Origin of the sequence: Nitrincola salilacus (genome assembly GCF_046271865.1) — a bacterium.
GTDB classification, from domain to species: domain Bacteria; phylum Pseudomonadota; class Gammaproteobacteria; order Pseudomonadales; family Balneatricaceae; genus Nitrincola; species Nitrincola salilacus.
This window is the reverse complement of the sequence record NZ_CP176580.1, coordinates 3,391,780-3,412,258: the sequence shown is the minus strand read 5'-3', so window position 1 is coordinate 3,412,258 and position 20,479 is coordinate 3,391,780. Positions and strand designations below refer to the sequence as shown.

16 protein-coding genes are annotated in these 20,479 nt (G+C 52.3%); 4 read left to right on the top strand and 12 right to left on the bottom strand.

What is annotated here, in order from left to right:
* Positions 1–67 precede the first annotated feature (67 nt).
* The 7 genes from ACK3CJ_RS15800 to ACK3CJ_RS15770 form a co-directional block, all read right to left on the bottom strand.
* Complete coding sequence (locus ACK3CJ_RS15800; RefSeq protein WP_409523174.1) at positions 68–292, bottom strand: hypothetical protein; 225 nt, start codon at positions 290–292, stop codon at positions 68–70.
* A 27-nt stretch (positions 293–319) separates the two neighbouring features.
* Entirely contained in the window at positions 320–1,060 is a 741-nt protein-coding gene (locus ACK3CJ_RS15795; protein ID WP_409523173.1) for a M15 family metallopeptidase, read from the bottom strand.
* A 4-nt stretch (positions 1,061–1,064) separates the two neighbouring features.
* The gene (locus ACK3CJ_RS15790; protein WP_409523172.1) at positions 1,065–2,342 is read right to left on the bottom strand and encodes a TRAP transporter large permease; all 1,278 of its coding nucleotides are present in this window, start codon (positions 2,340–2,342) and stop codon (positions 1,065–1,067) included.
* On the bottom strand, positions 2,339–2,830 hold the full coding sequence (locus tag ACK3CJ_RS15785) for a TRAP transporter small permease (protein WP_409523171.1): 492 nt from the start codon (positions 2,828–2,830) through the stop codon (positions 2,339–2,341). Before ACK3CJ_RS15785 ends, ACK3CJ_RS15790 begins: the two co-directional genes overlap by 4 nt.
* Before the next feature lie 69 nt (positions 2,831–2,899).
* Entirely contained in the window at positions 2,900–3,931 is a 1,032-nt protein-coding gene (gene dctP / locus ACK3CJ_RS15780) for a TRAP transporter substrate-binding protein DctP (protein WP_409523169.1), read from the bottom strand.
* 97 nt (positions 3,932–4,028) lie between these two features.
* Positions 4,029–4,970 carry a LysR family transcriptional regulator gene (locus tag ACK3CJ_RS15775; protein ID WP_409523168.1) on the bottom strand — a complete coding sequence of 314 codons (942 nt, stop codon included), beginning with the start codon at positions 4,968–4,970 and terminating at the stop codon, positions 4,029–4,031.
* 160 nt (positions 4,971–5,130) lie between these two features.
* Positions 5,131–5,550 (bottom strand): YccF domain-containing protein, encoded by a 420-nt coding sequence (locus ACK3CJ_RS15770; RefSeq protein ID WP_409523167.1) that lies wholly within the window; start codon positions 5,548–5,550, stop codon positions 5,131–5,133.
* 322 nt (positions 5,551–5,872) lie between these two features.
* Here ACK3CJ_RS15770 and ACK3CJ_RS15765 point away from each other — a divergent pair, with 322 nt between their 5' ends.
* Complete coding sequence (locus ACK3CJ_RS15765; RefSeq protein WP_409523166.1) at positions 5,873–7,954, top strand: PAS domain-containing protein; 2,082 nt, start codon at positions 5,873–5,875, stop codon at positions 7,952–7,954.
* Here ACK3CJ_RS15765 and ACK3CJ_RS15760 read toward each other — a convergent pair.
* From ACK3CJ_RS15760 to ACK3CJ_RS15740, 5 genes are all read right to left on the bottom strand, one after another.
* Entirely contained in the window at positions 7,951–8,253 is a 303-nt protein-coding gene (locus ACK3CJ_RS15760; protein ID WP_409523165.1) for a hypothetical protein, read from the bottom strand. The genes ACK3CJ_RS15765 and ACK3CJ_RS15760 overlap by 4 nt on opposite strands.
* Positions 8,254–8,379: 126 nt before the next feature.
* Positions 8,380–9,093, bottom strand: coding sequence for a Fic family protein (locus tag ACK3CJ_RS15755; protein ID WP_409523164.1), 714 nt, complete (start codon positions 9,091–9,093; stop codon positions 8,380–8,382).
* Positions 9,094–9,228: 135 nt separating this feature from the next.
* Positions 9,229–11,460: an NADP-dependent isocitrate dehydrogenase gene (locus tag ACK3CJ_RS15750; protein WP_409523163.1), complete on the bottom strand. Its 2,232-nt coding sequence runs from the start codon at positions 11,458–11,460 to the stop codon at positions 9,229–9,231.
* 189 nt (positions 11,461–11,649) lie between these two features.
* Positions 11,650–12,690, bottom strand: coding sequence for a dihydroorotase (gene pyrC / locus ACK3CJ_RS15745; protein WP_409523162.1), 1,041 nt, complete (start codon positions 12,688–12,690; stop codon positions 11,650–11,652).
* A 325-nt stretch (positions 12,691–13,015) separates the two neighbouring features.
* On the bottom strand, positions 13,016–13,345 hold the full coding sequence (locus tag ACK3CJ_RS15740; protein ID WP_409523161.1) for a hypothetical protein: 330 nt from the start codon (positions 13,343–13,345) through the stop codon (positions 13,016–13,018).
* 261 nt (positions 13,346–13,606) lie between these two features.
* On the opposite strand from ACK3CJ_RS15740, the gene ACK3CJ_RS15735 reads away from it, so the two are divergent.
* From ACK3CJ_RS15735 to ACK3CJ_RS15725, 3 genes are all read left to right on the top strand, one after another.
* Positions 13,607–14,680, top strand: coding sequence for an NAD(P)-dependent alcohol dehydrogenase (locus ACK3CJ_RS15735; protein ID WP_409523160.1), 1,074 nt, complete (start codon positions 13,607–13,609; stop codon positions 14,678–14,680).
* A gap of 225 nt (positions 14,681–14,905) precedes the next feature.
* Positions 14,906–17,080: a catalase/peroxidase HPI gene (gene katG / locus ACK3CJ_RS15730; protein WP_409523159.1), complete on the top strand. Its 2,175-nt coding sequence runs from the start codon at positions 14,906–14,908 to the stop codon at positions 17,078–17,080.
* Between the two features lie 171 nt (positions 17,081–17,251).
* A complete protein-coding gene (locus ACK3CJ_RS15725) occupies positions 17,252–20,479 on the top strand; it encodes an SNF2-related protein (RefSeq protein ID WP_409523158.1) in 3,228 nt (1,075 codons plus the stop codon).

Below are 20,479 nucleotides of genomic sequence, written 5' to 3'. Positions count from 1 at the left end.
ACAGGGTGGTGGAGCGATGATAGTCGATAAATTTGACGGTGTGCGGGAAGGGTTAGGGCAGCGCTGTTCAGATGCATAGTGATTGATCCTGTTTTTCCTGACGTCTCAATGCTTCCTGAGCCAGCAACTGGTGTGTGGCACGTGTGTTATCAGCGATATTTTGCCCCTGTCTTAGTAAAACCACTTGTGCAGTCTCGACGCCATCAATTTGCGCCAGCTTAATTGCGTGTTTCAGCTCAGCTTCAGATTTAACCGGGTGGCTATGGTAGCCTGTCAGCAGGTCGCCAGGCATGAGAATCATGCCTGGCGAGGTGTGGGATTAGATCGAAAACTCGGTGGGCCCATACAGTGCATGAGGCTCACCCCTGTAGCTGGCCCAGAGCTGATCACCAAAGTCATAATGCCACCATTCACTGGGTAGGTTGGTGAATCCCTGTTGTGACATGGCATTGAACAGCAGTCGCCGTCGATCACGTGCGACTTGCTCAGCACTGCCATCCCCAAACTGTTCAAAATAGTCTGTATGTGAGGCGGGTGAGGCCTCATCAAAGCGGGTGCCCATATCAAGCATTAGCCCATCAGCATCACACAGCGTTACATCGACAGCGCCACCAGTCAGATGTGGACTGGGAGATTCCGGATCACGACTGGCGATGGAGACAAATTCCCGCGTCATGGCAATGAGTTGCGTTTCACCTGCATCAGGGTGCTGTTGGTGCAAGGTTTCGTAAAGGCTATCGAATAGATACTGTTGTACACGCCAGGGTCTCCAGCCATCCAGAATCACCAGGCTGTATCCAGCAGGTAACGAGCGAGCGACAGCCAGCAGGCGACGGTAGACACCTTCACGGATAAAACAGTCAGCCACGGCGCCAGGTGTTCCCAGCCGGTTATATGCGGGGAACACCTTGATTGGCGTCGGGGCCAGTGACAGCGGAACCAGAGGTTCATTCGTTTCCTTGATTGGAATACGACTGACCTGATTCCAGTCTGGTTCAGCCTGGTGTGGGATGGGGCTGTGAAACGATTCAGTTATCAACAGATTCATATCATTCAACATCAGTTTATCCTATGGTTGCCGGCAGCCAGAGTGTCAGCGCCGGAAAAAATATCAGTAGGATAAGCACCAGAATAGCAGTCAGTACAAAAGGCCAGATGGTCTTGAATAGTTCAACAATCTCTATTCGACTGACGGCTGCAGCAACAAACACACAGGCGCCCATTGGCGGCGTGATCAATGCAATGGTGATGTTCAGGGTTATTATGATGCCCAGGTGTACAGGGTCTATACCCGCCATCATCGCGATTGGAGCAAAGATTGGCGTCAGTAGCATCAGGGCTGAGACCTCCTCCATGAACATGCCTGTGATAAAGGTGATCAGACTGAGAATCAGCAGAACCATGACTGGTTTGTCGACATAGGGCGCCAACACTTCGACAAACTGTGCCGGTACCTGTGCATAAGACAACAGCCAACTAACGGTTGCAGAGGCTGCCATGATCAGGAAAATTGCTGAAGTCAGCCGGGCAGTATCGACAATGGCTTTCCACAGAGCAGGAAGTGTCAGTTGTCCGAGCAGCATGCCGCACAGTGCGACATAAGCCGCCGTCAACGCGCCGGATTCGGTCGGTGTGACAAATCCCATCACGATACCAGCAACAATGATAAAGGGAGCTACCAGTGCTGGCATGGCACCCAGTGCAGCCATTGCTATCATGCTGAAAGGAGGGAAGCTACCCTGTTTCTTCAACTGGTGTTTCCAGGCATACCAGGCATTCAGTCCCATAAAGGCAATGCCCAGAATGAGTCCTGGTATCACACCTGCCAGAAATAGGCTGCCGACTGACGTGTTGGTCAGCGAAGCATACAGAATCATGAAGATACTGGGTGGGATAATCGGTCCGATCAATGAACTGCCTGCCGTCAGACCGGCGGCAAAAGCAGTAGAGTACCCCTCTTTTTTCATTGCCGGTACCAGCAGAGAACCCAGCGCTGAGGTATCCGCTACAGCTGATCCATTGACGCCAGCAAAGAACACGCTGGAAACCACGTTGACATGACCGACACCACCACGCAAATGACCGACCAGCATTTTCGCCAGATGCATCAGGCGTTCAGTCAGGCCACTGGCGTTCATCAGGTTACCCGCCAGAATAAACAGCGGAATCGCCATCAGTGAAAAGACATTGATACCGCCGAAAAACTGTTGCGGCATAATACGGCTGATCATGGATGGGTCAATAAACATGAAGCCCACGACGGCTGTGGTCAGCAAAGCCAGAAACAATGGCAGTCCCAGCAATACATGGACCAGAAAAACAAGCAACATTACCAGGGTCATTCTGGGCTCTCCGACATGACAGGCAGACGTTTGGGGCCGTACAACAGCACCTGAAATGCCAGCAACCCAAAACCAATAGGCATAGACAGCATAGGCCAGGTTCGGCTGATGCCTAACCCCGGTGTTTTGAACATCCCCACTGAAAGGGCATAGCGGTAGCTGAATACTGCAGCGACAACAGCCAGTGTCAGTGTCAGTAGCCATTGGTAGATGATGAGTGTCTGTGACAGTCGCGATGGCAGCAGTGTTTCCAGCAGGGCAATGCGCATGTGCCCGCCTTCGATCCAGACGGCGCCGGCGGCGATCAATGTGCAGCCGATAATTAAGAAGCGTGCGGCTTCATCGGTCCAGATTGGTGCGCCGCCCACGAGATAGCGCAGTATAACGGCATACAGGATGATCAATATATTGGTCAATAACAGGGCGCTGGCCAGCATCAATGTCGATGTCTTGAGAAAAGACAGGATACTTAATCGAAATGTATTCATAGGTTATCCATCGCTAACAGACAGGAACAGTGCAAGGCACTGCTCCCTGAGTTGCACAGCTTACGAAGATCAGTTGGCGAGTGTTCTGGCGTCTTCCAGCGCCATATCGATCAACTGCTGATCGATACCACGTTCTTTCAACCAGTTCAGGAAAGAAGGCTGAGCCATGTCACGAAAGGCGTCCTGGTCTTCACGGCTAGGACGAATTACCTCCATGCCTTTTTCTGTCAGATAGGCAATACGGGATTCCACCTGCACTTCATTGTGGGTACGCGCCTCTGCGGTTGCTTCGGCAACTGCTTCCAGGAAGGCGGAACGAGTGGTTTTATCCAGGCTTTCCATCAGGGCGCTGTTACCCACAAGGAACTGCATGGAGTAGTTGATGTTTGCCAGTGTCAGGTATTGCTGTACTTCATACAGACTGCCCAGAATGATGTACATCGGTGGGTTCATCTGACCATCGGCTACACCCGTGCGCAGTGACATGTAAACTTCGGTCCAGGGGATAGGAGTGCCTGATGCGCCAAAGGCTTCGTACAGTGCAACCTGGCTGGGGTCCATGGCACGAAAACGCAGACCTTCAAAATCGGCCGGTGAGTGGATTGGGCGTTTGTTGTTGGTGAAGGCCAGAAAACCACCTTCCTCAACAACTGCCAACATATCTATGCCAGCACGCTCTTGCAGTTTGGCAGAGATTTCCTGCCAGTACTGACCCTCATCAAAGAAAGCCCGTGCAGAGTCAAAGTTCTCAAATAAGAACGGTGTGGTGCTTACGAAAATCTCGTCTACCAGCGGGGATACCCCTGCAAAAGAGGCAATGTTCAGACTTGGTGAGTTCATGGTCTGTTCCATGCGCTCCTCTTCTGAACCCAGCATGCTGTTTGGGTACAGCACCAGCTCAATTTGTCCTTGGGTTTTTTCTTCCACAAGTGTTTTCAAGTGGGTGGCAAAAACATGGACGGCATTCTTGTCTGGATCCGGTGCGCCGTTGTAACTCAGGTTAACACTGGTAGCAGCTTGCGTGTTGGTGGCAAGCGTAGCAATACAAAAAATGCTGGCAGCGGCCAAGGCTTTCAGGGAAAAACCTTTGTGTCTCAACATGATCTTCTCCATTGTTGTTATTCAGTATAGCCGGTAGACCGGTTAAGTAGATCTTAGGTGTTGATCTGTTGACTATGCAATATAGTTGGTGTTGTTTTTATATCAACACTTGATGACCACTTAAACGAGGGGCGTCTGCACGGAAAAAGTGCATACCTTGGCGTAAATGTGCCACACAGGCTTTAGCGGAAGGGGTCAACTCATGTCCCGCAAGGCTGACAATTTGCGCCCGAGCACCATTCAGAATGCTATGTTCCATGGGAAGGGCATGAATCTCGCCGCGTTGAATCTCTGCGGCAACTGTCAGTTCTGGCATGAAGGTTACGCCGATACCGGATCGGACAAAGTTCTTCAGTACGGTGACTGAATTAGTGTGCAGGCGAGCATGCAGGTGTACACGTTCCTGTTGGGCGACCATATTGACCATCTGACGCATACCGAAAGGGTTGTCCATTAATCCCAGTGGCAGACCCTGAAGATCACTCAGTTTTACAGGGCGTTTCAGTGACAGCAATTGGTGCTCTGGAGGAACGATCAGATCCAGCGGTTGGCAGGTTTCCACATGACAAGTCAGTTGGGGGTCGACCGGCGGGGCATACAGCAGTGCCAGATTGACTTCCATCTCCTTGACCAGCGCAATGGCTTCATTGACTCCAGCCATGCGCACTTCGATCTCTATCCCTTCGAACTCCGACATGAAGGATTGTAGGGGGGCCGCAATCAGGTCGCTAAGAAAGCCTTCACCAACTGCGATACGCACTTCACCGCGTGCCAGTCCCTGAATCGCCATGATTTGCGACAAGACGACCTCTTCAGTACTACGCTGTGTATGATAGTGACGCACCAGCAGGCGCCCTGCTTCAGTGGGGCGCATGCCATTGCCCTGGCGTTCACATAGTGCTATCCCGAGGATCTCTTCCAGGTTCTTGATATGGCGACTGAGTGCTGACGCATCAATATGCAGGTGAGCGGCCGCACGACGAATAGAACCTCGTTTAACCACTTCATTGAGGCATGCCAGTGCGCGTTGATTCAACATCAATTAGTCCAAAAATTGTAGGATCATACCTCACCAGAGAGACAGGGTGCCCCCTTGGAATGATCGGCTATTGAGCTATTAAACTATGGAACCTTATTTCTTCAAGTCGCATACCACTGCGGATGATGAAAGGTGTTCTGTTTACCTTATGTTCCTGGAATCACAGCATCCAGCGGCGCTGATCCGTGCTTACGATGGTCTGGCCGATAGGTGCTAATGCGATCAAAGCCAGCTTCAGATGCTGCAAGCCAAACGGAATGCCGATAATGGTGATGAAGCAGACCAGTGCCGAGGCAAGATGACCGATCGCTAACCAGATGCCGGCAAAAATGAACCAGATGATATTTCCTATCAGACCGAATGCACCGGTTCCGATATCACTCTGTCCATATAGCTCACGACGGTTGATTGCTACCTTACCGAAAGGAAAAAAGGCAAAACTGCCGATGACAAAGCACGCCTTGGCCCAGGGAATGCCAATGATGGTGATCAGTGCCAGTATGCCGATGATCCACCATGCCAGGCCCATCACCAAGCCACCCAACACAAACCAGAGAATATTACCTAACAGTCGTAACATGGTACCTACCTTGTAGCACGTGGAGGAGAACATCCGCCCGCTGCATCCGGCTAATTGCCCGTTCAGTTGATTCACATTTTAACAGACAGTGGGCGATAGGTGTCTGGGACGGCTGGATTTTGTACAGGCTTGAGGCGGTCGAGCAAACGGCAACGTGGACAACACAAAAGATTGCTGCCATAAGTGCGCTCATGAGCCTTGTCAGCGACCATATTCGCGAGAAGCTACCCAAAATTTCCTGTCTAAATAGTGAACTTAGTGAACTGGTGTGGTTCGAACGCCATTGCGCCTAATGGAGAAGCTTATCCCGGAGAGTCATAAATTGAGTGAGCTGTCAGCAGATTCTATCTACAAACGCCTGTTCAAGGCCTCACTCGGAAAAATCCTGGTGTTGCGACCTCACAGTTTTGAGATTGTTACCGTTACTGATACGTATTTGCAGGCAACGATGACGCACGAGAATGATATCATTGGTAAAACATTGTTCGAAGTATTTCCTGATGACCCGGAAGACCCTCTTGCCGAAGGGACACGACGCCTGCTCGCATCTCTTCAGCGCGTCCAGTTGCTGAAAAAGGCGGACAACGTGGGGATACTGCGTTATCCCATACGTCTACCTGATGGCAATTTTGAGGAGCGGCACTGGAGCTCAGTGAACAGTCCCATCCTGAATGACGTTGGGGAAATCGAATTCATCATACATCGCGTAGAAGATGTTACAACGCTCGTAAAGAGAGGTGGTAAAGAGTTCGATGCAATCTGCCGACTGCATCCACCCAAAGGAGGACAGCTGTCGGTTCGGGCGATCGGCGAGTCTGACCTGGATGAGCGAGGCAGCGTTATAGCCGTGCAGGGGGCGTTCCAGGATATTTCAACCCTGCAGGAGGCCCAGGTACGCTTCGAGCTGATCTCCAGAGCGTCCAATGTTGTAATATGGGACTGGGATTTCGCCACAGATAAAGTCTGGTGGAACAACTCCATAACAGGTGTGTTTGGTTTTGAATTATCGGAGTTGGAGCCGGGAACTGATTCTTGGACTAACCGTATCCATCCAGATGATGTTGAAGACGTAGTTGATAACATTCACGAAGTCATTCAGGGTGACGGTGAGTATTGGTATAGCGAATATCGTTTTATCAAAAGTGATGGCCAATATGCCAATGTTGTTGATCGAGGATTTATTATTCGGGATGAAAACAGCAAAGCGACCCGTATGGTCGGCAGTATGCTGGACATCACCGAGCGTATGGAAATGGAGCAGCAACTACGGGAATCCCAGAAGCAGGAGGCTGTCGGGCACCTGACTGGAGGAGTTGCCCACGACTTCAATAATTTGTTGACGATAATTATTGGCAACGCGGAAATGTTGGCCGAGGTACTGGACGATCCAGACCAGCTATCCATAGTCGAAATGACGCTCTCAGCTGCGCAGCGTGGTGCCGTGCTTACCAGTCGTTTGCTGGCATTTGCCCGTCGCCAGCCGCTTGATTCTAAAGCGACCGATGTTAATCAACTGGTGGAGGCGATGCGGGCACTTATTCGTCCCATTTTGCTCGAAAACATTGAGCTCGAATTAGTACGTGACCTCAATCTGGGCATTACCGAAATTGATGCCGGTGAGCTGGACACGGCGCTGCTGAACCTGGTGGTCAATGCTCGTGATGCAATGCCCAATGGTGGCAAATTGACCATCAAGACCTCCAATATCGTGTTGGACAGTCATTACGCTGCTGCTAATCCTGATGTTATGCCAGGGGAGTACGTGATGATTTGCGTCTCTGATACCGGCATTGGCATGGCCGCTGAAACAGTGCTTAGAGCTTTTGAGCCGTTTTTTACCACCAAGTCTGTCGGTAAAGGCAGTGGTCTTGGCTTGAGCATGGTGTTCGGTTTCACCAAACAGTCGGGAGGGCATCTCAATATAGACTCCGAACCGGGCGAGGGTACCTCTGTCACACTGTATTTTCCCCGTGTGAGAGGTGCTCAGCTGACGAATTATGAAACGAAGGCGAAACTTCAGCCGGAAGGTGGTACCGAACATATCCTGATTGCCGAGGATGACGACCTGGTTCTGCAGCATATTGAAGGCCAGTTACGATCGCTTGGCTATCGTGTTACCGCCGCCACTTCTGGCCCCGAGGCGCTGAAAGCCTTGAATGCACACCATGATATAGATCTGTTGCTGACTGATATCATCATGCCGGGCGGCATGAACGGGCGCGAACTTGCCGATCAGGCACGACTATGCAACCCTTCGTTGAAAGTGCTGTATACCTCTGGCTACACCGAAAACGTGATTATGCATCACGGTTGCCTGGATTCGGGTGTGGAGTTGTTGCGCAAACCCTATACCCGTCTGGCGCTGGCGACCAAAGTGCACAGTGTGTTGGGTACAGATCATTAAACCCAGTCTTCTTTATATAACGCACATGTATCATGCATGACAACTGGCCACTGGCAAAGTAACCCCAATCTCACCAGATGGTTCAGGGCTGTATAATGATGAATGGTCAAGCCATCCTCCAGACGAGACTCCAATAAAGCTCGACTGAGCTGAGCACTAATGCCGACTTCATTGAGCAGATCGAACATCAATGGTCCATCGGCGGACGCAGGCTCATCAGAGTAGCTGTCTGGGAACAGGGTGGCTTCAACCCGATAGAAATGCCGTCGTGAGAGCTTGAATATCGATGTGTTGTTCATGATGAGATCCTCGATTTACTCATGTGTCTGGCGGCGCTTATCGCCAGTATCTGGTCTGAAATAGTGCTCTGGTTGTCGCACTTTATGACCAGTTGAGCGAGAGTATCAAGACGTGTAGGCCCCTGACTATCCGATTTTCAAATCAAGCTTGAAATTCCTGATGATTTTTTCATCAAGGCAGCTGCGCAAAAAAGTATTCATGGCAGTCATATCATTTGATGAATAAAAATCCAGCATCAGAGTATTAAATTCTTGTTGGCGTTTGGCGGTAACATTGATAATAGGAAATCCGTTAGCCAACAAGATTCCATTCATCATAAAACGACCAGTACGTTTGTTTACGTCCCAGAAAAACTGAGTTCGTGCCATCTGTAAAAATACTGTTATAGCCTGATCATACACATCAGGCACATGCTCAATTTTTATTTGAAGGTCATGCCATTTGGCATCCAACTCTTCAGGCGCAGGGGGCTCGTATTCAGAGCCTGCTATAGATACATAACCTGAGCGAAACTTACCCCACTCCAGTGCTTCATCTCGGCCAGCAATTTTGTGAACTTCCAGCGCTGTTTCTTTATCGAACTTAAAATCACCTTTCTCGGCCAGATCAAATATGAATTCCCAGGCTTTAGATTGGTTTATCGCCATATTCTGGTCACTGATTTTATGGCCACCAACGGTTATTCCATCCAGTATGGTCTGAACCTCAGGCAGTGTCATTGCGACACCTTCCAGATTCACTGCATCATATACCAAGGCTGGCAAATCTCTTTTTGCTAACTGAATAGCCAAGCGTATATTCGGCTTCATTTCCCACAGACTATCTTGAGGAATATTCATAGCTTTCTTCTTTATAAAAGGCCGATGCAAATCAACGTGTACTGGGTATTATACACCCGGGATAACACATAGGTGGCTATAACCGCACTTTTGAAGGACAGGAGCCCAGAGCAGGGCTCCTGCCTGAGTCAGATCTTAACGAAAGCTCGCCAGGATCTCATTCAGCGTTTTACTTGGACGCATCACAGTATCAGTTTTGGTGTGATCTGGATGGTAGTAGCCACCCAGGTCGGCAGGCTGACCCTGAACTTCGCTCAGTTCAGACAGAATGACATCCTGCTTCTCTTTAAGCGCTTTTGCCAGAGGCGCAAAGCGTGCTTTCAGATCTGCATCTTCGTTTTGAGCCGCCAGCTCTTCAGCCCAATACATGGATAAAAAGAAGTGACTTCCACGGTTATCCAGCTCACCGGTTCTACGTGAAGGGGATTTGTTGTTTTCCAGCAGGGTTTCGGTTGCACGATCCAGTGCTTGTCCCAGTACGCGTGCTTTTGGCAGGTTCTCTTTTAAGCCAAGCTCGTCAAGCGAAACCGCAATCGCCAGGAATTCACCCAGAGAGTCCCAACGCAAGTGATTTTCCTGCAGCACTTGCTGTACGTGTTTAGGTGCTGAACCACCGGCACCTGTTTCGTACATGCCACCACCTGCCAGCATCGGCACGACAGAGAGCATCTTCGCAGAGGTACCCAGTTCCATGATCGGGAACAGGTCGGTCAGATAGTCACGCAGTACGTTACCGGTAACAGAGATGGTGTCCTTGCCACGGATCAAACGCTCCATCGTACGACGAATCGCAGGAATGTATGAGCTCACGCGGATATCCAGACCTTCGGTGTCGTGATCTTTCAGGTAAAGCTCAACTTTCTTGCGCAGTTCCTGATCATGAGCGCGCTCCTGGTCGAGCCAGAAGATCGCTGGCGTATTGGATTGACGTGAACGAGTAACCGCCAGTTTAACCCAGTCGCGGATCGCGGCATCTTTGGTCTGGCAAGCGCGCCAGATATCACCTTTCTCAACTTCATGCTCCATGATCACGCTGCCATCAGCAGCGTTCACGATGCGCATGATACCGTCAGCTTCCAGTTCAAAGGTTTTATCGTGCGAGCCGTATTCTTCAGCTTTCATCGCCATCAAACCAACATTAGGTACGGTACCCATGGTGGTTGGATCGAATGCGCCGTTGGTTTTACAGAAGTTGATCATCTCCTGGTAGATGCGTGCATAGGTACTTTCAGGCATGACTGCCTTGGCATCTTTAGATTTACCGTCCTGGCCCCACATCTGGCCGGAGTTACGGATCATCGCAGGCATGGACGCGTCGACGATAACGTCACTTGGGATGTGAAGGTTGGTGATACCCTTAACAGAGTCCACCATGGCCATTTCAGGACGATCTGCGTAGCAGGCGTGGATATCGACTTCGATCTCTTCCTGCTTGGAGTGTGGCAGAGTTTTGATTTTCTCATAAACACTGTTCAGACCGTTATTAGGGTTCACGCCGAGCTCTTTGAAGAGGTCGGCATGTTTTTCAAAGACATCTTTATAATAAACGGTCACTGCATGACCGAATACAATTGGGTGAGACACCTTCATCATGGTGGCTTTAACGTGCAACGACCACATCACGCCCGAGTCTTTACAGTCATTCAGGGTATATTCGAAGAAATCACGCAGCGCTTTGGCGCTCATGAACATTCCGTCAAGCACTTCACCTTTTTCGAGGTGCAGTTCTTTTTTCACCTCAACCTTTCCATCCTTACCGACGAACTCGATGCGCACATCGGTCTCTTCAGCCATGGTGGTGGACTTTTCACTTGAGTAGAAGTCGCCGCCATTCATGTAATCCGCGTGTGAACGAGAAGCCTTGCTCCAGGCGCCCATGGAATGAGGGAATTTGCGAGCAAAAGCTTTAACGGCTGGCGGGGCACGGCGGTCAGAGTTACCCTGGCGCAATACAGGGTTTACTGCGCTGCCAAGAATTTTGCTGTAGCGCTCACGTGCTTGTTTTTCTTCTTCAGTTTTTGGCTCATCCGGGAAGTCGGGGATGTTATAACCCTGAGACTGAAGCTCTTTGATACAGGCTTTTAACTGAGGAATAGAAGCACTGATATTCGGTAACTTAATGATGTTGGCCGATGGATCTTTGGTCAGCTCTCCCAGTTCTGCAAGAGTGTCTGCTACGCGTTGCTCTTCCGTCAGTTTTTCAGGGAACGCAGCAAGGACACGGGCAGCAACTGAGATATCACTTGTCTCAACACTGATTTCGGCAGCAGCGGTAAAGGTTCTAACGATAGGGAGGAGGGAAAAGGTCGCTAGAGCAGGTGCTTCGTCAGTGAGCGTATAGATAATTTTTGGACTGTTTTCTGTCATTTTATTCCCCAAATGGTATAGATGCAGCGCTTCAAATCTTTGTCTCAAGCGCTGGATTCGCTTTTCTCGATGGTAATTCTACCTGAGTCAGTGACGATATGACGTTATTCTTAAGTCTTCCCTGGGAGTGGCCTTTTCGCGCTGACTACTTAGCTGGTGTGAACTGCACGGTGCCGATGATGGCTTTGGCTAGAAGTCCACCAGCTTCCAACGCAGGGTTTCCCCGGCGCGCAGCGGCACGATTATATCACTGCCGAAGGGCATTTCATCCGCCACCTGCCATTCCTCTTTGATCAGGGTAATCTGATCGGTATTGCGAGGCAGGCCATAGAAGTCTGCACCATAAAAACTGGAGAAGGCTTCCAGCTTGTCCAGAGCGCCCAGGTCTTCAAAGATCTCGGCGTAGAGTTCGATGGCTGCATAGGCACTGTAGCAACCGGCGCAACCGCAAGCGCTTTCTTTAGCGCCTTTGGCATGTGGTGCGGAGTCGGTACCGATGAAAAACTTGTGGCTACCGCTCACAACTGCATCCTGTAACGCCTGTTGGTGCACACTGCGCTTGAGAACCGGCAGACAGAACAGGTGAGGCCGAATACCGCCCACCAGCATATGATTTCGGTTATAGGCCAGGTGTTGAGGGGTGATGGTTGCTCCCACCTTGTCGCCGTGCGCCATTACAAACTCGGCGGCATCACGCGTGGTGATGTGCTCCACCACCAGCTTCATCTGAGGGTGACGTGACGCCAGCGGGGCCAGAATATCGTCCAGAAACTGCTTCTCGCGGTCGAAAATATCCACGTGGTTATGGGTTACCTCGCCATGGACCAGCAGCGGCATGCCGGCTTCAGTCAGCGCCGCGCAGATCTCATCCAGTTTGCCTAAATCAGTCAGCCCGGAATCCGAGTTGGTGGTTGCGCCGGCAGGGTACAGCTTGACTGCTTTAACATGCTGACTCGCGCCAGCTGCAGCGATCATTTCGGCACTGGTGTTGTCGGTCAGATACAGAGTCATCAATGGATCGAACTGGATGCCAGGCGGGACATGAGCCAGGATACGTTCACGATAGGCCTGCGCCTGCTCTACATCTGTGACAGGTGGTTTCAGATTCGGCATCACGACAGCGCGCCCCATCTGGCGTGCTGTGGCAGGGACAACATGCTGCAACACCTCACCATCACGTAGATGCAGGTGCCAGTCATCGGGGCGGGTTATCGTCAAGCGTTCAGTCATGGTGTTATATGTTCCGTAGATTGAGTCGCGCAAGTTTATCACAGAGAAGCGGTGTTGCTGAGTGCGGGGCTGGCATAGGTCAATTTAACTATGCTCTCGAATCATATTATTCAGGAAAACTATTGTGATCAGAAAACTGATATTGATGCATCGACCCGGCAAAGGCGGTCGTCATGATTGGCTATTGTACGCTGAGGTCTAACTCCACCCAGTAGCTGGCCGGCAACTGCTGCCAGTTTCTGGGTGGGTTAGCATCGCGCAATTTGTACCTGACTACTGGTACCGGACTACTGATTAACGCCAGACTCGTTAATCTCGTTCAATCTCAGTCCAGATCTTCTGGTTTTACTATCAGATCATATTCAGAAACATCGATGTCCCAAAAGGTGTAGCTGTCTCCATCGCTGTCGATCAGTCGAATATCAAAGATCGAAGAGTTGTAGCCTGTCAACGTGACACGCTGAGTTGTGCCATTGGGCATCACATTATTTCCAAGTACATCCTCTTCCCAGTTCTGCGCGTCTGCTGGGCTGACATGCATGTAGTCAATCTGGTAACCGGTGTTGTTGGTTACATCGACATAATAATCTGCCGCAAAAGCCGGCAGGGCGAACGTACTGAGCAACACGAGTAACGCAAGCAGTTTTGTCCGCATCAAAAAGTCCTCTTTTTCATTTAAGTGAATGCTGAATTTTCATTAGTGACAGTAACTTACATGCAAGCCATCTTGTTTGATGGTGTGGCTGAGTATGTGGTGCACTATGGTGTTCGTCAAGCCTGTTCTCGCTGAAAAATAATGCGTCGTGCCATCTTTATGAAAGTGCTGACATGGATCTGAGTTGACCCAGATCAGCATCATGCTTGCAGTATTGTGTTTCTGTACTTGAATGAAGACAGCGAAACAAGGAGGCGAGAGATGACCATGATGAAAGCAGCGGTGTTCGTAGAACCCGGTCGCATTGAAATGGCGGATAAGCCGATTCCCGATATCGGTCCGAATGATGCACTGATCCGCATCACCACAACCACCATATGTGGTACCGATGTCCACATTCTGAAAGGGGAGTACCCGGTCGCACCCGGTTTGACTGTGGGGCATGAGCCGGTCGGTATCATTGAGAAACTGGGCAAAAATGTTGAAGGTTACCACGAAGGTCAGCGCGTCATAGCGGGAGCTATCTGTCCGAGCTTTACTTCGTATGCCTGTCAGGACGGTTGTTCATCGCAGGATGGTGGGAGTCATTCGCATGGTTATAAACCAATGGGTGGCTGGCGCTTCGGCAATACGATAGATGGCTCTCAGGCTGAATATCTGTGTGTACCCGATGCTCAGGCCAACCTGACGCCTGTGCCAGATGGGCTGACTGATGAGCAGGTGCTGATGTGTCCAGATATCATGTCGACCGGTTTTGCGGGTGCAGAGGCTGCCAGTATCCGTATCGGCGATATTGTGGCTGTTTTTGCGCAGGGGCCAATCGGTCTGTGTGCCACTGCCGGCGCAAAGCTGCGTGGAGCCGGCCTGATTATTGCGGTGGATGGTGTCGACAAACGGCTGCAGATGTCTCGTCAGTTAGGTGCAGATATCACGCTGAACTTCAATGAAGTGGATGTGGTTGATGAGATCATGAAAATCACTGGTGGGCGCGGTGTTGATGCATCGATTGAGGCGCTTGGTTTGCAATCCACGTTTGAGTCGGCTTTGCGAGTATTGAAACCCGGTGGCACCTTGTCCAGTCTGGGCGTTTACTCCGGCGATCTGACAATCCCGTTGGGTGCCTTCTGTGCTGGATTGGGGGATCATAAGATCGTCACTTCCCTCTGCCCGGGTGGTAAAGAGAGGATGCGGCGCCTGATGCAGATCATCTCCACTGGTCGTATTGATCTTGGTCCGATGGTGACGCATCAGTTTGCGTTGGACAACATCGTTGATGCCTATGATCTGTTTTCACACCAGCGTGACGGCGTGCTCAAAGTGGCGATCAAACCCTGATAAGGGGAGGAATAACGAACTGCTGCAGATGATTTATTCCGGTGTGGCCCCTGATACGGGCAATCGGGCCGTACGGATGAATTGAAAATATCTATCATAACAGTAGGGAAATAAAATCGCCGAAACCACATGCTGCGTCAGGTTTTCATCTATCCTGATACATGACTGAGGACGTGCCGGGTAGTCAGGCACAGTCAGAAATAATGTCATTAACAGGAGTGTGATATGGATAACAAGAATACCGGTTCTGCTGGTCAATGCCCCGTGATGCATGGCGCCAACACTGCCAGCAGCAAAACCAATATGGCCTGGTGGCCAAATTCACTCAACCTTAACATCCTCCACCAGCACGACACCAAGACCAACCCTCTGGGAGAGAGCTTCAACTATCGTGAAGAGGTGAAAAAGCTTGATGTCGCTGCCCTGAAAAAAGATCTCACCGCTCTGATGACCGACAGTCAGGATTGGTGGCCAGCCGACTGGGGCCACTATGGTGGTCTGATGATCCGTATGGCCTGGCATGCTGCCGGCACCTATCGTGTCGCGGATGGTCGCGGTGGCGCGGGGACAGGTAATCAGCGTTTTGCACCGCTCAACTCCTGGCCGGATAACGGTAACCTCGACAAGGCGCGCCGTCTGCTCTGGCCGATTAAGAAAAAATATGGCAACAAGCTCAGTTGGGCCGACCTGATCATTCTCGCCGGTAACGTGGCCTATGAATCGATGGGCTTCAAAACTTTTGGTTTTGCGTTTGGTCGCCCAGATATCTGGCACCCGGAAGAGGACATCTACTGGGGCTCCGAGAAGGAGTGGCTGGCGCCGACCGATAATCAGAACAGCCGCTATTCCGGCGAGCGTGATCTGGAAAATCCGCTGGCTGCGGTGATGATGGGGCTGATCTACGTTAACCCGGAAGGGGTTGATGGCAAGCCTGATCCGCTGAAAACCGCGCAGGATGTACGCGTCACCTTTGAACGCATGGCGATGAATGATGAGGAAACAGTCGCGTTGACCGCTGGTGGTCATACTGTCGGTAAAGCACATGGTAATGGTGATGCCAGCCTTCTTGGACCAGAGCCTGAAGGCGGCGATGTTGAGGATCAGGGTTTTGGCTGGCTGAATAAAACCAAGCGTGGAGTCGGGCGTGATGCCGTCACCAGTGGCCTGGAAGGTGCCTGGACCACCAATCCCACCAAGTGGGACAACGGCTATTTCGAGTTGCTGCTCAACCATGAGTGGGAACTGAATAAAAGCCCGGCTGGTGCCTGGCAGTGGGAGCCGGTCAGCATCAAGGAGGAAGATAAGCCGGTGGATCCGGAAGATCCATCCATCCGTCATAACCCGATCATGACTGATGCCGATATGGCGATGAAGATGGACCCTGAGTATCGCAAGATCTCCGAGCGCTTCTACAAGGATCCGGCAGCTTTTGAAGATGCCTTCGCCCGTGCCTGGTTCAAGCTGACTCACCGTGATATGGGGCCGAAAGCCCGTTATATCGGTCCTGAAATACCCCAGGAAGACCTCTCCTGGCAGGACCCGGTCCCAGCCGGCAACAGCAATTATGATGTGGCTGACGTGAAAGCAAAGATTGCAGCCAGTGGCCTGAGCGTCAGTGACATGGTCACAACTGCCTGGGACAGTGCACGGACTTTCCGTGGTTCCGATATGCGCGGTGGAGCCAACGGTGCCCGTATCCGTCTGGCACCTCAGAAAGACTGGGAGGGTAACGAGCCCGCCCGTCTGGCAAAAGTGCTGAAAGTGCTGGAAGGCATTGCAGCTGAGACAGGTGCCAGTGTGGCGGATGTGATCGTATTGGCCGGTAATGTCGGCATCGAGCAGGCTGCTCAGGCCGGTGGTGTGAAGGTTGATGTACCTTTTGCGCCGGGCCGGGGTGATGCCACACAGGAGATGACTGATATTGATTCCTTCAGCTATCTGGAGCCGGTTCATGATGGCTTCCGTAACTGGCAGAAGAAGGACTATGTGGTCAGTCCTGAAGAGATGCTGCTGGATCGCGCCCAGTTGCTCGGCCTGACGGCACCTGAAATGACGGTGCTGATCGGCGGGATGCGTGTGCTCGGCACCAACCACGGTGGTACGTCACATGGCGTGTTTACGGATCGTGTCGGTGCCCTGACCAACGACTTCTTCGTCAACCTGACCGATATGGCCAACACCTGGAAGCCGGTGGGCAGGAACCTGTACGAGATCCGTGATCGTAAAACCGATCAGGTGAAGTGGACTGCCACCCGTGCGGATCTGGTATTCGGTTCCAACTCCATTCTGCGCTCCTATGCTGAGGTCTATGCTCAGGACGACTCGAAAGAGAAGTTCGTGCAGGATTTCGTCAAGGTCTGGACCAAAGTGATGAATGCCGATCGGTTTGATCTGGCCTGATCCACGCTGAGTGATCCGCAGGGCACCTCCTTCGGGACGTGCCTTGCTTCCTTTCTGCTTCCCCGTTATCTGCTCCCTGTCAGTTTTTGCTCACCCCTTGCCATTGTCCATTGTTACTGATAGCCGGATAGATCCTGTATCATGGCCGTTTTCAACGACCAAGACCAAGCCATGCTGATCTTTAACCGTGCAGATATTGCCCTGATAACGAGCCAGGCGGCCTTTCAGCGGGGTGAGCGATATTATGAACAGGGACGGGTAATCCTGCTGACTCAGAAACATGATGCCAGCCGTATCCGCGCACTGGTGGCAGGCTCCGGCTCAAGGCCCTATGAAGTGGATCTGCAGCAGGATGAGGATGGTCTGTATGGGCTCTGTTCCTGCCCGGTGGGTCATGACTGCAAGCATGTGGTGGCAACGGCTCTGACCTGGCTGGAGGAGTATGGCAGCCATATGTCACGTGAGACAGTGGATGAGGCTCTGCCATCCTGGGAACTCTGGCTGGCATCGATGCCGACGTCGGTGGCTGATAAAGTGCCCGGCGCGCTTGAGCTTGCCCGTCACTATCTACTGTATGAGCTTCAGCAGTCTACCACCGGGCGTCTGGAAATGAGCATGCAGAAGGGGTATCTGAAGAAGAATGGCGACTGGAGCCAGTTGCGTCACTACAACCCGGATCTGTACCGTATCAGCTACGACGCGCCTGAGTTTATGACCCCGCAGGATCTGGCCGTGTTGCGGTTGCTCAAGGGCAGTGAGAACCCCTTCTATGGTTATGTGCTGGAGGGGGAGCGTGGTGCACTGTTGTTACAGCAGATGTTGCTGACGCAACGTCTGCGTATGAAAGAGAGTGGGGTATGGATCAGAGCGGGCGCCGAACAGCCACTGCTCTGGCATTGGCAGGAGGTAAGGGAGTTCTGTCAGTTGCAGCCGACTTTGAGCGATGGGCGGGTGTGTCAGGTCCTGCCCCTGACACCTCCTTTTTACCTCTGTGAACACCCGACTGACCTCTCGACCGAACACTCGACTGAACAACAGTATGAAACAGGCCGTTTGCTGACCGATATGCCGGCCAATCAGGTTGCTCATCTGGCATCGATGCCGGCAATTCCCCAGTCTGATCTGCCGCGCGCTGCACTGATGCTGCGCCATCGGTTCCGAACTGATCAGCTGCCCTTGCCCGAAACGGTTGATGAGGTGGAGGAGATCAACACGTTCACCCCGATCCTGACGCTGATCTCATCGGTGGGTGACGATGACATCCGCTTACCCGGGATGCTGGTGACATTCGACTACGGAGGTTATCGGATAGCCTTCAATACAGATGAATATTCCGATCAGCAGGTGGATCAGGTGGTCACCCTGGAGGGCAAGTCCCGGTTGGTACGGCGGGACAACGAGGCCGAAGAGGGCGTATTGCAGCAGCTCGCTCAACTGGATCTGCGGATCTATGGGTATGATGAGTCCGGGGCATGGATCTGGCAACCGATCAGCAGTTCTGCAACTGAGTTTCTGAGCCGTTGGCAGTCCCTGCTGGATAACTCCCTGCCAGCGCTGCAGGCACAGGACTGGCAGGTGGAGATAGACCCGAGTTATAACTTTGAGGTGAGTCGTACCGCCTTTGAAATCAATGTCAGTGATGGCGCTGATCACTGGTTTGAATTTGGTCTGCGCCTGCCACTGGGTGAGCAGTTGCTGGATACCCGCGAGGTGATCGCCGAGTGGCTGGCGCAGGGGATGCCGGATGAGCTGGTATTGATGTCTGAGAAGGGCTGGTTGCGGGTTGATGCAGCCCCGTTGCACCCTGTGCATGGTCTGATTCTGGAGCTCTATCAGCAGAACAGGTTGCAGTCTCCGGTCACACTACCGCCTTTCCAGGCGGTGCAGTTGATTGAGCAGGCGGATCTGGATCTGCGCGAAGCACCACTGACCGAGGAACTGATGCAGCAGCTGAAATCCTTCAATGGGCTGCAGCCTGTTCAGACCCCCTCAGGGCTCAGGGCAGAGTTACGGCCCTATCAGCAGCAGGGGCTGGCCTGGCTGGATTTTCTGCAGCAATACGGCTTTGGCGGCATCCTCGCAGATGATATGGGGTTGGGAAAAACCCTGCAGACACTGGCCCTGATTCAGCGGATGAAGGAGCTGGGCAGACTGACCAGTCCGGCTATGGTCATCGCACCGACCAGTCTGATGGGGAACTGGCTGCATGAGGCCCGTCACTTCACACCGGATCTGCGTGTCTGCCTGGTACATGGCCCTCAGCGTGCTGAGCAGTTTGAGCAGATGGTCGGCAGCGATCTGGTCGTGACCAGCTATCCGTTGCTGCTGCGGGATCAGCCACACTACGCCGATATCAACTTCAGCCTGCTGGTATTGGATGAGGCGCAGGCGATCAAGAATCCCAAAACCAAACTGGCGAGCGCCGTGCGCAAGCTGACGGCACAGCGCCGCCTATGCCTGACCGGCACACCACTGGAGAACCATCTGGGCGAACTCTGGGCGTTGATGGATTTTGCACTGCCTGGCTTGTTGGGCGGATGGGCAGCGTTTAATCAGAATTTCCGCAACCCGATTGAGCAGGATGGCGATAGCAACGCTCAGCAGTTGCTGGCCAGGCAGGTCGCGCCCTTCATGCTGCGCCGAACCAAGCGTGAAGTGGTGGCAGAGCTGCCGCCGAAAAGTGAGATGGTGCAGCATGTCGAACTGGGTGGACGTCAGCGTGAGCTGTATGAAGCGATCCGGGTCAGTATGGAAAAACGGGTGCGGGATCTGATTGCCAGCAAAGGTCTGGCCCGCAGCCGGATCGAGTTTCTGGATGCGCTGCTGAAGCTGCGCCAGGCCTGCATTGATCCGCGGCTGGTCAAACTGGATCAGGCCGCCAGCATCACCCAGAGCGCCAAACTGGAGTGGTTGGCGGATAATCTGCCCGAGATGGTGGAGGAGGGACGCCAGATCCTGCTCTTCTCTCAGTTCACTCAGGCGCTGGCGCTGGTCGAAGCACTGCTGATCAAGCAGGGCATCGAGTATGCCAAACTGACCGGCCAGACCCGCAAGCGTCAGCAGATGATCGACCGTTTCCAGTCGGGTGACGCGCGGGTCTTTTTGATCAGCCTCAAGGCCGGTGGTAGTGGTCTTAACCTGACTGCCGCCGATACGGTGATCCATATCGATCCTTGGTGGAATCCGGCAGTCGAACAGCAGGCAACCGATCGCGCCTACCGCATCGGGCAGGACAAGCCTGTGTTCGTCTACAAACTGGTGGCCTCCGACACAGTCGAAGAGCGTATTCAACAGATGCAACAGAAAAAACAGGCACTGGCCGATGCACTGTTTGATGCCACAGGCAGTGCCCGCCTGCCATCCGATGGTGAGCAGTTACTCGCACTGCTGGCGGGGTGA

Excerpts from the sequence above, each read along its gene's own strand:
- ACK3CJ_RS15775 (WP_409523168.1), bottom strand. The coding sequence starts at position 4,970 with ATGTTGAATCAACGCGCACTGGCATGCCTCAATGAAGTGGTTAAACGA.
- ACK3CJ_RS15725 (WP_409523158.1), top strand. The coding sequence starts at position 17,252 with ATGCTGATCTTTAACCGTGCAGATATTGCCCTGATAACGAGCCAGGCG.
- dctP (WP_409523169.1), bottom strand. The coding sequence starts at position 3,931 with ATGTTGAGACACAAAGGTTTTTCCCTGAAAGCCTTGGCCGCTGCCAGC.
- pyrC (WP_409523162.1), bottom strand. The coding sequence starts at position 12,690 with ATGACTGAACGCTTGACGATAACCCGCCCCGATGACTGGCACCTGCAT.
- ACK3CJ_RS15735 (WP_409523160.1), top strand. The coding sequence starts at position 13,607 with ATGACCATGATGAAAGCAGCGGTGTTCGTAGAACCCGGTCGCATTGAA.
- ACK3CJ_RS15750 (WP_409523163.1), bottom strand. The coding sequence starts at position 11,460 with ATGACAGAAAACAGTCCAAAAATTATCTATACGCTCACTGACGAAGCA.
- ACK3CJ_RS15755 (WP_409523164.1), bottom strand. The coding sequence starts at position 9,093 with ATGAATATTCCTCAAGATAGTCTGTGGGAAATGAAGCCGAATATACGC.
- ACK3CJ_RS15790 (WP_409523172.1), bottom strand. The coding sequence starts at position 2,342 with ATGACCCTGGTAATGTTGCTTGTTTTTCTGGTCCATGTATTGCTGGGA.
- katG (WP_409523159.1), top strand. The coding sequence starts at position 14,906 with ATGGATAACAAGAATACCGGTTCTGCTGGTCAATGCCCCGTGATGCAT.
- ACK3CJ_RS15760 (WP_409523165.1), bottom strand. The coding sequence starts at position 8,253 with ATGAACAACACATCGATATTCAAGCTCTCACGACGGCATTTCTATCGG.
- ACK3CJ_RS15785 (WP_409523171.1), bottom strand. The coding sequence starts at position 2,830 with ATGAATACATTTCGATTAAGTATCCTGTCTTTTCTCAAGACATCGACA.
- ACK3CJ_RS15740 (WP_409523161.1), bottom strand. The coding sequence starts at position 13,345 with ATGCGGACAAAACTGCTTGCGTTACTCGTGTTGCTCAGTACGTTCGCC.
- ACK3CJ_RS15800 (WP_409523174.1), bottom strand. The coding sequence starts at position 292 with ATGCCTGGCGACCTGCTGACAGGCTACCATAGCCACCCGGTTAAATCT.
- ACK3CJ_RS15795 (WP_409523173.1), bottom strand. The coding sequence starts at position 1,060 with ATGTTGAATGATATGAATCTGTTGATAACTGAATCGTTTCACAGCCCC.
- ACK3CJ_RS15770 (WP_409523167.1), bottom strand. The coding sequence starts at position 5,550 with ATGTTACGACTGTTAGGTAATATTCTCTGGTTTGTGTTGGGTGGCTTG.